Annotated in this window: 10 protein-coding genes; 2 read left to right on the top strand and 8 right to left on the bottom strand. The window is 38.8% G+C overall.

Annotation, left to right across the window (positions count from 1 at the left end; all coding sequences use genetic code 11):
- Nucleotides 1-14: 14 nt before the first annotated feature.
- From B154_RS0117340 to nirB, 4 genes are all read right to left on the bottom strand, one after another.
- Nucleotides 15-1328 (bottom strand): MFS transporter, encoded by a 1314-nt coding sequence (locus B154_RS0117340; RefSeq protein ID WP_018615533.1) that lies wholly within the window; start codon nt 1326-1328, stop codon nt 15-17.
- Between the two features lie 59 nt (nt 1329-1387).
- A complete protein-coding gene (locus B154_RS0117335) occupies nt 1388-2731 on the bottom strand; it encodes an alginate export family protein (RefSeq protein WP_018615532.1) in 1344 nt (447 codons plus the stop codon).
- A 78-nt stretch (nt 2732-2809) separates the two neighbouring features.
- Entirely contained in the window at nt 2810-3193 is a 384-nt protein-coding gene (nirD, locus tag B154_RS0117330) for a nitrite reductase small subunit NirD (RefSeq protein ID WP_018615531.1), read from the bottom strand.
- A gap of 285 nt (nt 3194-3478) precedes the next feature.
- On the bottom strand, nt 3479-6007 hold the full coding sequence (gene nirB, locus B154_RS0117325; RefSeq protein ID WP_018615530.1) for a nitrite reductase large subunit NirB: 2529 nt from the start codon (nt 6005-6007) through the stop codon (nt 3479-3481).
- 210 nt (nt 6008-6217) lie between these two features.
- On the opposite strand from nirB, the gene cobA reads away from it, so the two are divergent.
- On the top strand, nt 6218-6985 hold the full coding sequence (cobA, locus tag B154_RS0117320; protein ID WP_018615529.1) for a uroporphyrinogen-III C-methyltransferase: 768 nt from the start codon (nt 6218-6220) through the stop codon (nt 6983-6985).
- A 102-nt stretch (nt 6986-7087) separates the two neighbouring features.
- Nucleotides 7088-7777 (top strand): Crp/Fnr family transcriptional regulator, encoded by a 690-nt coding sequence (locus B154_RS0117310; RefSeq protein WP_018615527.1) that lies wholly within the window; start codon nt 7088-7090, stop codon nt 7775-7777.
- Between the two features lie 104 nt (nt 7778-7881).
- Here B154_RS0117310 and B154_RS0117300 read toward each other — a convergent pair whose 3' ends face one another.
- The 4 genes from B154_RS0117300 to recF form a co-directional block, all read right to left on the bottom strand.
- A complete protein-coding gene (locus B154_RS0117300; RefSeq protein ID WP_018615525.1) occupies nt 7882-8127 on the bottom strand; it encodes a PID-CTERM protein-sorting domain-containing protein in 246 nt (81 codons plus the stop codon).
- Nucleotides 8128-8193: 66 nt separating this feature from the next.
- A complete protein-coding gene (locus B154_RS0117295; RefSeq protein WP_018615524.1) occupies nt 8194-12261 on the bottom strand; it encodes a T9SS type A sorting domain-containing protein in 4068 nt (1355 codons plus the stop codon).
- Nucleotides 12262-12575: 314 nt separating this feature from the next.
- On the bottom strand, nt 12576-12965 hold the full coding sequence (locus B154_RS0117285; RefSeq protein ID WP_018615522.1) for a DUF167 domain-containing protein: 390 nt from the start codon (nt 12963-12965) through the stop codon (nt 12576-12578).
- Between the two features lie 177 nt (nt 12966-13142).
- Nucleotides 13143-14225, bottom strand: coding sequence for a DNA replication/repair protein RecF (recF, locus tag B154_RS0117280; protein WP_157580845.1), 1083 nt, complete (start codon nt 14223-14225; stop codon nt 13143-13145).
- Between the last annotated feature and the right edge of the window lie 123 nt (nt 14226-14348).

Genomic DNA, 14348 nt, shown 5'->3' with positions numbered 1-14348 from the left:
AATGACGATGATACCTACGCTACCGCCACATCTGCTTCCAGCATTACCTCTTCTGCTACAACTTCTTTCTTGCTGACAAATCTTGTTACTAACACAACTGCTGAAATAGCAACAACGATGTAGCCGATATAAGTGAAAGCTTGGGCATAAGAAATTGTTTCTGATTTGAAAAGGAAGCCGAATAACATTCCCCCCAGGTTACCGCCCGCACCAACGATACCGCTGATAAGACCGACATTTTTTTCGTTAATAAAAGGCACAATTCCGTAAGTAGCGCCGTTTGCCATTTTAAGGAACAGAGCGAAGCTTAACATGCTTACGATAGCAAAAACTAATGTACTTGCTTGCGCAAAAAGTATAAGACCTAAACCTTCAAGTAACAACACTGCAGCAAGCAATAAGCCTTTACCCCGCATGCCAAATCTTTTACCTGTTTTGTCTGAAACGATACCTCCAAGAGCACGGGCAAACAGGTTCATCATGCCGAAGATTCCGGCCCAAAAGCCTGCACTTGATTGAGATAATTTGAAAGTATCAACAAAGTGAAGTGAGGCGACATTATCAAAAGTTATCTCCATACCGAAGCACATGGCATAAGCGAAAGTTAGTGCCCATATTCTCCAGTCTTTTAAAACAGACCAATCAGTTTTAGCACGTGATTGCTTACTTCTGCCGATTTCATCGTAGTTGCCTTTAGGCGTATCTTTTGTGTACCTCTGGTATAAAAAAGCAACAACCAGCATCATTACGCCCGGAACAATCATAGCATAACGCCATGCTTCACCTTTTGTAAAACCCATACCTACAATAGTTGCAAAAATGATTGGCATAACCATGTTTGTAACTCCACCTCCAAGGTTACCCCATCCGCCTGCAACAGCATTGGCAGTGCCTTTTATATTTGATGCAAACATCATAGAGGTGTGAAACTGGGTGATTACAAACGAAGCTCCGATGATGCCAATAGCAGCCCTAAACAGTAAGAATGTTGTATAGTCTTTTGAGAGACCTACAAGAAATACAGGTAGTGAACCAAGCAGTAACAAACGAACAGCGGTTTTACGTGGTCCCCAGCTATCGCAAAGTTTACCGATAATAAGGCGTGCAATTATAGTTGAAGAAACAGAAACGATAATAAGATTACCAACTTGTCCTTTTGTAAGGTGAAGGTTTTCGCGAATGGTTGGCATTAAAGGCGCTAATCCGAACCAGCCAAAGAAACACACAAAGAACATGAGCCACGTTGTGTGGAAGCTCTTCATTTGTATGCCTTTCAGGCTAAGTATATTTAATTTTGTTAGTGGTTGTTGAGATGTTGGAACAGACATAAGTTGATGTATTACGGGTGTATGATTTTTGTTGAGGTTATGGCAGGCAACCCGTTTAATTATTTGAAGAGGAAATCTGGTTTAATGTTTATCATTACGTACGCCCAGTTTGCGCTTGTTTTTCCGTTTGTTACGTTTTTAATAGTTGCAGAAGTGAGTAGTGGAGTTGCAAAAAAGTGTGCATATCCTGCTTCTATGCCAATTTGTTTTGTGAGTGTGTATGAACCTGTTATGTCTAATTCCTGTCCAAAATTCTTTTTGTTATCGCCGGTACCAATGCTGGTTGCACTGCTGAATTGATGGAGGTCTGTAGCGAGTGAAAATTTATCCGATGCTTTATACTTTGCTTTTAAATAATAATCTGTCAATCCTCCTTTACCAAACGGATTTGCTGCATAGAAGTAATCCATCAAACCCCAGAACTTATGTGGCGTTCCATACAAAGGGTCAAAGGTGTTACTGGTAGTTCCCTTAGAACCTCCTGAAGTGTAATCAACGCCAACACCAGCATTAATTTTTTTACTAAAACCATATTGGGCGAACGCACTTAATAAGACAGCACTTAATTTTTGCGAAGTAGCAGTTTTGCCAAACTGGTAGTAAGCAGAACCGGTAACGCCTACTTTATTAAATGTGTTATTTACATAAAAGCCAGTTGTTGCCCTGCCCCAGCTTCCCTGCTGGTAAGTCTTGTTATTCACACTGTCTGTACTGTACTTGCTAAATTGGTCGGTAAAGAACAAAAACGAAGCATTTCCATTTTTTAGCTTTTTCCCGACATACAAAAACTGCATGCTTTTATACATTGTACCACCGTTGGTGCTGCTGGTATAGTTTCCCGCAGGTGTACTATTATAAATGGTTCCTGATACATTTTCCTTGTTTTGATTAAAAGCAGCTGCTAAGTGAACCATCCAGCCTTTTGTTTCATATTTTAAAACTGCTGCATCATGCCGGCGACCTTGCTGCAGCCAATCCAGATTTCCTATTAATCTTTGGTCGTCATAAACAAGTTCCTGTCTTCCTATTTTAAGGCTTAAGGCTTTGTTCTTTACAATTGTATCTGTCAACAATATTTCCGCCCATGCTTCATGAAGCAGTAGGCTGTTGTTGTCTGCTGTTGTGGTGCGGTTAATGGTTGAAACATCTTGTCCCCACACACGTACGTCCTGCAGTGTTACTCCAAACTTCAAACGGTACATGTTGTAGCCAACGTTTAACCTGGTACGTTGAGATGTAAAAAATGCAGGGGCAGCTCCTGTAGGTAGCGGTGACCCCTGTCCGTCTCTTAGTTCAGTTCTTGTTCTTAGCTGCGCCGATAGCGAAAGTTGTGCATTCGTTCGAATACCTGCTGCCGAACAAATGAGTACGGTAGCAGCTGGAATGATAGAATGTTTTTTCATTAGTTTTGTCCGGGTTTTAAGTGAGTGTTTTTATTTAAAACTTAAGTCCGGCAGGTGGCAGCCTGTCCGGGCTTCTTTTTATACGCATACTGTTTCATAATGGTCTTCTTCCTCAGACACACCTATGAACACTAAATCGTCTTCAATTTTTACGGGGTACGTTTTAATCTTGTAATCATCGCCACTCATGCAGCGGCCGTCAATTAGGGAGAAGTTTTTCTTGTGAAAAGGACAGGCAATCTTGGGCTCTCCTTCAAGAGAACCAATCATGCCGCGGCTTAGAGCCATCTGCATCCGGTGGGGACACATGTTTTGAGAAGCGTACCATTCACCACGACGAGTGAAGTTGAACAGAGCAATTTGTTTGTGTTTATATTTCACACAAACGCCTCCGTTGTCTGGCACATCATAAGTTTTGCAAGCGGGAAACCATGTAAGGTTTTCAGTAATGGGATTATTCATTGTTATGAAATTTTAAGGTTATGAACAGTTATGGCAGTAACATTCTTTCCTAAAATTCCATATGGCAGGCTGGTCGTTTGAAGGCAATCAAAAGCAGGCAAATCGTGAGGATAAAAAGGCGTTTTAAACCTTTTTATGAGAGATATTTATAATAAGAATTTTTATGAACCAATCATTTGTAACTCTGTCGAAACATCCGTTGCGTCGCACTCTTGTACTGTTAGCACTACCCCCAGCCCCTAAAGGGGAGTACAGAAAGTCCTGAACGTGTCTTCTAGTTTTGTCTTAAAGCCCCTTTAGGGGTTGGGGTTTCCACTCCGTCGCTTTCTTCTGTTCTCTCAATGGTTCAAATTTTATTGTCGGGTCTTTTTCTTCTGGTGCGTTTACAAAATGAGAGAAACGTTTTTGCAATTCCGGATTTTCTACAACAGCTTTCCATTCGCATTCATAACTATCAACAAGTAGTTGCATTTCTTCTTCCAACTGTTGACCAATACCCAGGCTATCATTTACAACCACATTTCTTAAATAATCAATTCCACCTTCCATTTTATTTAGCCAGGTTGCGGTACGGGTTAGCGGGTCTGCTGTTTTTATATAAAACATAAGAAATCTATCAATATATTTAATACAGGTTTCGCTGTCTAAATCAGTAGCAAGTAAAAGAGCATGTTGAGGCTTAGAACCGCCATTGCCACATACATAAAGGTTCCAACCCTTTTCTGTAGCAATAATTCCAAAGTCTTTAGATTGTGCTTCAGCACATTCACGAACACAACCTGAAACTGCTGACTTTATTTTGTGCGGAGCGCGTAAACCCCGGTAGCGTTCTTCAATTCTTATCGCATAGCTGACGCTGTCGTGCAAACCGAAGCGGCACCACGTAGAACCGACACAGCTTTTAACTGTACGCAAGGCTTTACCATAAGCATGGCCACTTTCAAAACCTGCTTCAATCAGTTCTTTCCAAATGGCAGGCAGGTCATTTAAGTGGGCGCCAAATAAATCAATACGTTGACCGCCTGTTATTTTCGTATACAGATTATACTTCTGAGCAACTTGCCCGATAACTATCAGTTTTTCAGGAGTGATTTCTCCACCTGGAACGCGTGGTACAACAGAGTAAGTTCCACCTTTTTGAATGTTAGCTAAGTAACGGTCGTTGCTATCTTGTGCAGTATCATTTCCTTTCTTCAAAATCATTTCATTCCACAAACTTGCAAGTATAGATGCAACAGCAGGTTTGCAAACTTCGCATCCATCGCCGTGACCAATTTCATCTAACACTGCATCATACGATTTCAATTGTTTCACTTTAACTAAATCGTACAACTCTTGTCGTGAGTAACTAAAATGTTCACACAATACATTGCGCACATATTTTCCTTGCGACTTCATGGTATGCACCATCAGGTCCTTCAGCATAGGAACACAACCGCCACAACCTGTACCGGCTTTGGTGCATTTCTTTATTGCGTCAACACTTTCGCATCCCTGTTCAGTTACCGAATTACAAATATGCCCTTTGGTTATTGCTTCACAGCTACATATTAATGCATCGTCAGGCAGTCCTGCTACACCAGCACCGCCTTCCCCTTCAGCGCCACCTCTTGAACCAAGTATTACATCTTCAGGATTTGGAGGTAAGGCAAGTTTGCTCTTTGTGGTTTGCAGTAACATATTGTATGCCTCTGCATCACCTATCAATACACCGCCTAAAAGATGTTTACCATCTTTAGTAATATTTATTCGTTTGTAAATACCTTTCATTGTGTCCTCAAACACAACTGTCCTGCAATCCGCCTGAGGTATAAAAGGGTCACCAAAGCTCGCTACGTCAACGCCAATCAGTTTAAGCTTGGTGCTCATGTCATATCCCGTAAAAGTTTTTTCTCCACCTGCAAGCCTGGTTGCTACTACATCAGCCATTTCATAACCCGGTGCAACCAGTCCGTAAATCATTCCTTTATATAATGCACATTCTCCTATAGCAAAAATGTGTGGGTCGTTTGTTTGCATGCGTTCATTTACCACAATGCCACCACGCTGCCCAACTTCTAGACCTGCAAGCTTTGCAATTTCATCTCTTGGTTTTATACCGGCTGAAATCACCAGCATATCCACATCTATATGTGTATCATCAGAAAATCGCATTCCGGTAATACAATCATCACCAAGTATAGTTGAAGTATTCTTACTAGTATGTATTTTCAACCCAAGCGCTTCCAGCTTTGATTGAAGTATTTTAGACCCTGCATCATCTATCTGCCGAGGCATCAACCGTGGGGCAAACTCTATGACCTGTGTATCAGTTATTCCTAAATCCAACATAGCCTTTGCAGCTTCCAGACCTAACAAGCCGCCACCTATTACAGCGCCTGTCTTTGATTTCTTAGCATACTCAGTCATCATTTCCAGGTCCTCTATAGTCCTGTATATAAAGACACCTTGTTTTTCCACTCCTGGTATGGGTGGAACAAAGGCAGAGGAGCCTGTGGCTAATATTAAAAAGTCATAAGGAGCAGTAATTCCGTGAAGTGAATGCACCGTTTTATTTAACCTGTCAATACTTTGTACGGGGTCGCCGAGGTGAAGTTTTATATGATTATCTGCATACCACTGTGCAGGAGCCATAGATAAGTCTTCTGCGCTTTTGCCTGCAAAGTATTCACTTAAGTGAACCCTGTCATATGCAGGTCTTACTTCTTCACCAAAAACTGTTATGGATAAAGATGAGTGAGCGTTAAACTTTGCTACCAGTTTCTCGCAGAATTTGTAGCCGACCATACCGTTGCCAATGATTACAATTTTCATAGCGTTAGGAGTTTAAAAATAATTTACAACAATTAAAATGGCAAGCGGTAAAACATATTAAAAAACAGTGTATGTGATCTTTTTTATTATTTTTATTACAAAATCAACTGCTTTTTGTGATTTATATCATAAATTTACACAGTTTTTTTTTACAAAAGCACTTTTTTTAGTTCTTTTTATAAAAATACTTTACATATTTTAAAAAATAATATGAAAAAGAACTTAATTTCATTAGTTGGTGCGGGTCCGGGAGACCCGGAATTGATTACCTTAAAAGCAATAAAAGCAATACAGAATGCAGATGTTATATTATATGATGCATTAGCAAATGATATATTATTAGAATATGCCTCTCCAGGTGCAATAAAGCAGTTTGTAGGAAAACGTTTTGGATGTCATGCTTTATCTCAAAACGAAATAAACAACCTGATAATAGAGTATGCGATATCACATGGGAGGGTAGTGCGTCTAAAAGGTGGCGACCCGTTTGTATTTGGTCGTGCTATGGAAGAAATAAATGCTGCCCGCGAAGCGGGAATTGAAGTAGAAGTTATTCCGGGCATTTCCAGTGCATTAGCGGTGCCTGCTTCTCAGATGATACCATTAACATGTCGCGGTATAAATGAAAGCTTTTGGGTAACAACAGGAACAACTCAGTCAGGAGAAATTTCTGCAGATATAAAACTCGCCGCGCAATCAAGTGCTACTGTTATTATATTAATGGCGATGAGCAAGCTGGAAACAATCATGGAAATATTTGCAGAGTTTGGTAAAAGTGAAACTCCGGTTGCCATTATTCAGGACGGTACAACAGCAAAAGAAAAAATGGTAATAGGTAAGGTGAAAGATATTTATTACCGGGCTCAATATGCAGAGATATCTAACCCGGCAATTATTATGGTAGGAGAGGTAGTTAATCTTCATCCTACTTTAATAAAGGAGTATGCAAAATCGCAGGTTGGTAAAATGGTTTTATAATTATTTTAAAAAGTTACGGCCACTAAAAGGCGGAACTGAAAAATTATACATTCTTGCTTCCAGTGTCTTTGCCGCTTTATATGTATACGCTATCTTTCCTTAATGAAGAGGAATAAAAACAACTGTGACCTCAAAAGCTGTTCTTTATGCAGAGGTTGTTTAAAGGAATGGTTGCCCGCGCTGGATATTAATAGAAAAACATATGATTTTAAAAAAGGCGAATTACTTTTTAAAGAAGGTGATGAGGTAACCGGTATTTACTTCCTGGTTTCAGGAAAGGCAAAAGTGCACAAAAAGTGGGGAGAAGATAAAGAACTTATCGTGCGTTTTGCAGGTCCTGGCGATATCATAGGGCATCGGGGCTTAGGAAAAGAAACCATTTATCCCATCTCAGGTACAGCACTTGAATCGGTTAGTGCGTGCTTCATCGACCTTGATTTTTTTCATACTACACTAAAAGTGAATTATGAATATGCTTATAACTTATTAATGTTTTATGCTGAAGAATTGCAGGAATCCGAAAAAAGGATGAGAAACCTTGCGCACATGTCGGTGAAAGGCCGCATTGCTTATGGACTATTAAAACTGAAAGAAAAATTTGGTGAAACAGAAGAAGGTTTTTTTGCAATAAGGCTTAGCCGACAAGACTTGGCTTCATACGTAGGTACCACATATGAAACTGTTTTCAGAACTTTGAATGAATTGGCAAGTGAGAATATAATAGCTGTAGCAGATAAAAATATTTCAATACTTAATCAGCAAAAGCTAAATGAAGTTATTCATTTTGGATGAACGCTGCTAAACCAACAATTAGCGAGTCCGCTGCTGTTCCTTCACTCCTAATTTCAAATTTTGGATTATGTTGCAGCGTTTTTGATGAGTGTTCAATTCGGCTTTTATTTTTCACTTACCTGTGGATCTTTTTCTTGTTTTTTCTTATCGTACACCTTTTTTATTCCGTATCCGATTCCTGCTGCAACAAGCAGGCTGACACCTCCATCAAACGGCACATCCGCATCATTTGTATCATTGTTACCATCTCCCGGATCCGTCGGAGTTCCACCTTGTGCTATCAGAATAGTCGGTATAGTAATCATACCTATCACTAATGCCAGCTTCAATTTCTTTATCACTTTTTTCATCTATCTAAATTACGTTATTAAGGGATTCTCACTTGTTTTTTTATTTAAAATATAAAACAAATCCTATTATTTAAAAATCAATGTTTTAGTAATGCTTTTATCTTTACTGGTTATTGCCAGCCTATACACGCCTTTAGGTATTTTCCGCCCGGGTATTGTGTACGAGGCAGCAACTCCGGAATGTTCTATGATACCTTCATATACCTTTTGTGCAAGGTTATTATAAATAGTTACAGAATACTTTCCTTTTTCAATATTGCCTAGCCGCAAGTTAATTACATTTCCAATTACAGGATTAGGAGATATAATAATCCCTTCATTTTCCTTGCTTACTTTAACGTTGATTATTTCAGAGTATTTTGCTTCGCCTGATTTTTCTACTATTTTTATACGATAAAAGTTGTCTCCAGCTTTTGCTGTTGCATCAAACCAATTATACATTTCTTTAGTAGCGTTATTACCTTTTGCATTTATACTGATTGCGAGCTCAAAGTGCTCTCCATCCGCTGATTTTTCTAATTCATACCTGTTTATATTTATTTCTGAATGTGCTGTCCAGTCCACTTGTATTCCATCACTTTTTTGGTAAGCCTTTACATTAGTAAGAGTTACAGGCAATGTATTATTGGTTTTAAATACGATTGTAAACCTGTCAGTTGCATAAGAAGCTGAGATGGCAGTATCTATCGTAAATGGTATTAAAGTTACCGATGACAGGTTGAGGGCCGTTTCCTGGTGACCGTATGCATCTTTTAAAAATGCCTGCACGGATGACGAAAAATTCATTCCGTCAAGTTTCAATAAATATGTTTTTTGTCTTAGTTGCCACATTTTTAAAGCTATAGTATCATTGGAGGTTAAGGTTGGGCGACCTTCAATACTTAACGCAATCCCCTTGTGATTAATAGCGATGTTTTCATCTATGTTAGTAAATTTATACGAATCCTCACCAGCAATATCTCTTGGGAAACTATCGTCAAAATAAACAACGGCTGCATCAGCGGTGTGTTCACTTCCTCCTTCATTATTTAATAATAACTGAATTGATAATTTGGGTACGACAGAAACCGGCCTGAAAACGCGACGATTGACACTGGTTTTATTAGCTTCTTTAATTGTTAAGGTAGGATTAATTGAAGTAGAACCGAGAGAATTTGTTTTTTGGGTTCGTACAAAAAACGCCTGTCCTGGTTGTATATTTTGATCAATTTTTGATCCCGTTGGAACGGTGGTATTATAAAATCCGTTATAGGTGGCGTATGCGCCACGAACATTCAGGTTAGGATCCCACGTGTAGTAAGTGGTTGAAACGTCTTGCTTCGCTAAGGCATTCCAGTCTATTGCAGAAGCATATGGATTTCCTACAAAAGTGTAATTACCTTCCACCTGGCTGATAGCAGGTGAGAACGTTCCGGTAAAAAGTGTACCCTTTGTTCTTAAAATAGTATTGGTAGGCGCAGGAGTATTTGTTGTCATATCTATACTTCTGTCGCCTCTTACCATGAGTGAGTAGGGACTGCCCGCAGACAAAGTACCGTTGGTATTGGGAAGAGAGTCCCATCGTTGGCTTGACGGATTAAAAGTAAATAATGAAGGGTTATTAGTAGCAGTCGGATCAAAACCATTAGTTGTACCACCTCTCCCTGTAATATTAGTTCCATAGCCGGGATTAGGATTTATCCTCGTAGTTGTGTTAGGATTGGTAGCACCTTCCATCCAGTTTGCTTTAAGGCTCGTAGTGGTAGTAACGGAAGGAGATAAAAAACGAAATGATCTTTTTGCAGGAATAAAACGCTCAATAGTAACGTTGGTTGCATTTAACAATGCAGAAGGACCGTCAGTAATTTCACCAATCATACCGGTGTTTGCGGCACTGCTGTGTATAATTACAGGACGATTCTGAAAATCCACTTTTGCTCCTGAATTTATTTTTAGGACAACCGTAGTATCAATCACAACCGAATCGGCTGTGGGTAATACTGTAACTAAGCCGCCTGTCACTGTTTTAATACCACTTCCTTTTAATAATAAGTTTGGATAGCCACTTTGAGGTGTAATCGTTTGATTCCCCTTGCGATTATAAACAATAGTTGATTTAGGATCAATTGAAAAGGTTTCAATATTTTTAAGCGCAGCTGAGTCGTTTCCTGCAAAACCACCTTTTACTCCGGTTAAAAATGTAGCGCCTGCTTCTAATATGAACTTTTGGTTTCCTGCTAAGCCATCTATTTTTAAACCACTGTTTTCAAAAATTCCTCCTGTTTTAACTGTAAATGATCCTCCATCAGCTAACGTTGTAATGCCGCTAGAGTTAGACACATTTGACCCGCTGACTTCTATATTAAAATAGGTTAAAGGTGAACGAATAGTTTCTTTTGTAGCTCCTGAATTTGTAAATTCTATTACACCTCCTGTTAAATTATAACTACCTGCAATGTCAGGCTTTGTACCGGTCCCTCCGACTTTAAAGCGACCGCCTGTCATCGTGAAATTTGTGCTTGAGTCGCCAAAGGTTTTATTGGAAGCATCTGCAATAACATTATCTTTAATAGTTACCATGCCTTTTGGATTGCATGTAGGAATTGTTTTAATTCCGCTTCCAGAAAAAATAAGATTTTTATAATCATCTCTGGAAGTAACAGCCTGGTCACCAGCTCTTCCATATTCAATGGTGCTGGCAGGAAAAATGTTCACTACAGCTCCCGGAATCGAAGTATTTACTCCGGTAAAACCCTGTGCATCCCTGGTAATAAAGGTTCCATAAATATTAACTGTTGGAGAACCTCCTCCGCTGACCTGGCTTTCACCTCCGGTGTCAAAAATTGAATTAACATTGATATTGAGTGTCCCTCCACCATTAAGCTTTAGATGATTAGTTCCGTTTAATTTGAAAGTGCAGCCAAGCGCAATGTTTACAGCTCCTGAAACAGAAATATCTGAGCCTACAGAAGCAGTTTTAACACCATTGCCTGAAATGAAAAGATTATTGTAAGTGAGAGGTGTTACAGCCTGGTCACCGTCCCGGTTATATTCAACAGTAGAAGAAGCGGATACACTTACGGTCAATCCTGTAGCAAAAGCTGTATTAATTGCTCCAGTTAAACCATTAACATTGGTTGTCTTGACTGTGCCATCAATTTTGATTTTACTGTTACCATTTATGATATAATTTCCTAAAATTAACGTTCCTGCATTTGTAATACTCCCAGTTCCCCCATTAAAGTTATTAATTGTTTTGTCAGAGGTGAGGTTCAATGTAGTACCACTATTTATCATTAACCCATTATTATTTAATTCTAAAATTCCGGCACCACCTAATTTAGCTGTAGTCCCATTAATGATAAACTGCCCTCCATTTACAGCAGTCACCCCAACTTTACCGGTTCCTGTAATTCCATTTCTGAAAGTCTTTGAACCATTTCCCTGGAAGCTCACATTTCCGTTTGCTTCTAATAAACCATTAATAACAGTTGCGTTACTTCCCCCGATTGTGACAGGTTGTGAAATGCGAAAAATTGGAATAGCGGATGATTCGGCAAAATAGGTAATTCCTTCGTCAGGATTAGACGGATTGTTCCAGTGAAGGATAGCGCTGTCACTCCAGATAAGATTAGATGCAATGGAGGAAGATGTATTTGCATAATTGCTGGGATTACCATTATTATTAACCACCTCTAATATACCCCCACCACGTATGTCGAGAGTGGCAGAACCTGTAAAAGTTGGCAAAGACGAATTGGTACCTATATTGTGTTTAAATATACCACCACTTTCGACGGTAATATCAGGCCCTACACCATTATTAACAGTTAAAACAGATGCTGCAGGAGTCGCCAACTCTAAAATACCACCGGTTGTTACCACTACCTGGTCCACTGCTGCACTTTTGCTAATAGTTATACTATGACCGCTTCGGATTGTTATAGTATTAGCATCAGCGGTAGGTGCCAGGGCAGAAGGTGTCCAGTTATTAATGCCATCTGGTGAACTTTCCCATGTATTGGCAGCATCCCACGTTCCTGACTGAGCAGAACGAAAATAATCGTTTGGTGAAGTTTGCGCCCAACATTTTTCGCTGTTTAATGAGCAAATCAATAAAATTGTAAAATAGGGGATAAGATGAACTTTCGTCATATAACAAGCATTCGTTGTGAATTAGTAGTAGTAATTGCGGAGACTGGATTATTACTAAATGAAAGTCTTGTTATAGAAAATTGGGTAAGTATTGGAAGTGTTATGTGCAACAAAAATGCCAAATAGGTAAAAATAGCTTAGACGTTGTTGAATCAAAAGAGGTATGGTAATAGAAAGCGGGTAAATTCCCAGTGCATTTTTTAAGGGGTAAGTAGGTGAATGTAAAATAAATTCTACATAATGTTTCACAAACCTTCGTTATCCGTTTATATTTATTTTTTCTTAAAGAGCATGGTTTCATTTTTTTTCAACGCCTAGTCCCGGGAAATTTCTGCCGGTAATTTTTTTGGATTTTTAATGCGCAGTTGTTTATTTACAGCTAATCTTCCAAAAACTACTTCAATATCATTTTTAGAAACTCCAAACTCTTTCGCTAAAAATTGTACAAGATGGTCGGTCGCTTTGCCTGCATTTGGCACTTCTGACACACTGATTTTCAGTTGACTTCCCTTTACTTTACCAATAGCATCCCTTTTAGCGGCAGGAGTTCCGAGTATGTTAAGTATAAGAGTATCTCCATCCCAGGCATAAAAAGAGTTCATTTTTGTAGCGCTTGTGCTGGCAGCTTTTTTTATCTCTTTTGTAACTTTCTTTTTTGCCATTAGTTGATCGCCATTTACATACCGGTTTTTAAAAAAAGACAAATTTTTTTATCTAAGTGGAAGTATCACTTAAGTACTTGTCGGTGTATAAATAAAAATAAATGCTTTTGTCAATTCCTTAAAAAGTAACGTTAACCCGTTTTTCATTTTTTTTTATAAAAGATGTAGAAGAAATACTATTAAAAACATTCATAATATTTTTATAATTGAAATGTTCTTCTAAAGCCCTATAAGTTGAAAAGGGACATGTAAATTTTCCAAAGCCTGCTGCAGTCTTTCCTTATGAGTATCAGTAATAAAAACCTGGCTTTTACTTTCGACGCATACCTTGTGCAAAAGATTTTGCATTCTTGCTGCATCCAGCTTTTCAAAAACATCATCCAGTAATAATATAGGCGCAAATCCTTTGGCTGCTTCCAATGCTTCAAACTCTTTCAGCTTCAATGCAAAAAGCAGGCTTTTTCGTTGTCCCTGGGAAGCTATGTTTTTAAAATTTTCGTCATTGAGTTTCAATTCTATATCATCTTTATGAATGCCGGTAGTTGTGCGTTGCAGCATGATATCTTTTTGCCTGGAAATTGCCAAAAGCTTCTCAAAATCATCTTCCTGTAACTGGCTGTTGTATTGTAATACTATAGGCTCGTCTGTTCCTGCTATTTGCAGGTAGCTTTTTGAGACGGATGGTAAATAATGTTGCAGGAAATTTTTCCTGTAGTTAAAGATGTATTTGCCTGGCTTTACCAATTGATCATTTAAAATCTCAAGCAATGCTTCGTCTAAATAACCCCTATCAGTCGCAGACTTCAATAAGCTGTTTCTCTGCTGAAGTACTTTGTTGTAATCTATAAGACTCTGCAGGTATTGGTGGTCTAACTGGCTAAGAAGCGTATCAATGTATTTTCTTCGAATTTCACTTGTTCCGGTTATCAGTTCTACATCATCAGGAGCGATCATCACGGCAGGTAACCTGCCAATATGTGCGCTAAACCTTTTATATTCTTCTCCGTCGCGACGTATTTCTTTGCGACTGTTTTCTCTTATAATGCATACAATTTTTTCCGCTTCGCCGTTTCTTAAAAAATTTCCTTCTATACGCATGCCCTGTAAGCCCCTTTGTACAATATTGCTATCTGTTTTACTGAAATAGCTTTTTGTAAAGCATAGAAAATAAATAGCATCAAGCAAATTAGTTTTTCCCATACCATTGTTGCCGTAAATACCTATTACATTTTCATTGAACTGAAAACTCTGTTGCAGGTAGTTTTTAAACTGGTACACGAATATGTTTTGCAGATGCAGCATTGAAGGCTGCAAGTTAAATGCATACAATTATGTATTTAACCTTAAGATTGTTTTTCGATAATTAATGTTTATAAAACAAGCAAAGAAGCACTTTTACAAGGAGAAGGCCATGCAACTTGCGCT

The sequence above is a fragment of the Segetibacter koreensis DSM 18137 genome (assembly GCF_000374045.1).
Taxonomy (GTDB): Bacteria; Bacteroidota; Bacteroidia; order Chitinophagales; family Chitinophagaceae; genus Segetibacter; species Segetibacter koreensis.
The sequence above is the reverse complement of the archived record's forward strand: the minus strand, read 5'-3'. Positions and strand labels throughout refer to the sequence as shown.

Bases quoted from the DNA above. Each gene is read 5' to 3' on its own strand.
- recF (WP_157580845.1), bottom strand. From the start codon at position 14,225: ATGCTGCATCTGCAAAACATATTCGTGTACCAGTTTAAAAACTACCTG.
- B154_RS0117340 (WP_018615533.1), bottom strand. From the start codon at position 1,328: ATGTCTGTTCCAACATCTCAACAACCACTAACAAAATTAAATATACTT.
- B154_RS0117335 (WP_018615532.1), bottom strand. From the start codon at position 2,731: ATGAAAAAACATTCTATCATTCCAGCTGCTACCGTACTCATTTGTTCG.
- B154_RS0117300 (WP_018615525.1), bottom strand. From the start codon at position 8,127: ATGAAAAAAGTGATAAAGAAATTGAAGCTGGCATTAGTGATAGGTATG.
- B154_RS0117295 (WP_018615524.1), bottom strand. From the start codon at position 12,261: ATGACGAAAGTTCATCTTATCCCCTATTTTACAATTTTATTGATTTGC.
- cobA (WP_018615529.1), top strand. From the start codon at position 6,218: ATGAAAAAGAACTTAATTTCATTAGTTGGTGCGGGTCCGGGAGACCCG.
- nirB (WP_018615530.1), bottom strand. From the start codon at position 6,007: ATGAAAATTGTAATCATTGGCAACGGTATGGTCGGCTACAAATTCTGC.
- B154_RS0117310 (WP_018615527.1), top strand. From the start codon at position 7,088: ATGAAGAGGAATAAAAACAACTGTGACCTCAAAAGCTGTTCTTTATGC.
- nirD (WP_018615531.1), bottom strand. From the start codon at position 3,193: ATGAATAATCCCATTACTGAAAACCTTACATGGTTTCCCGCTTGCAAA.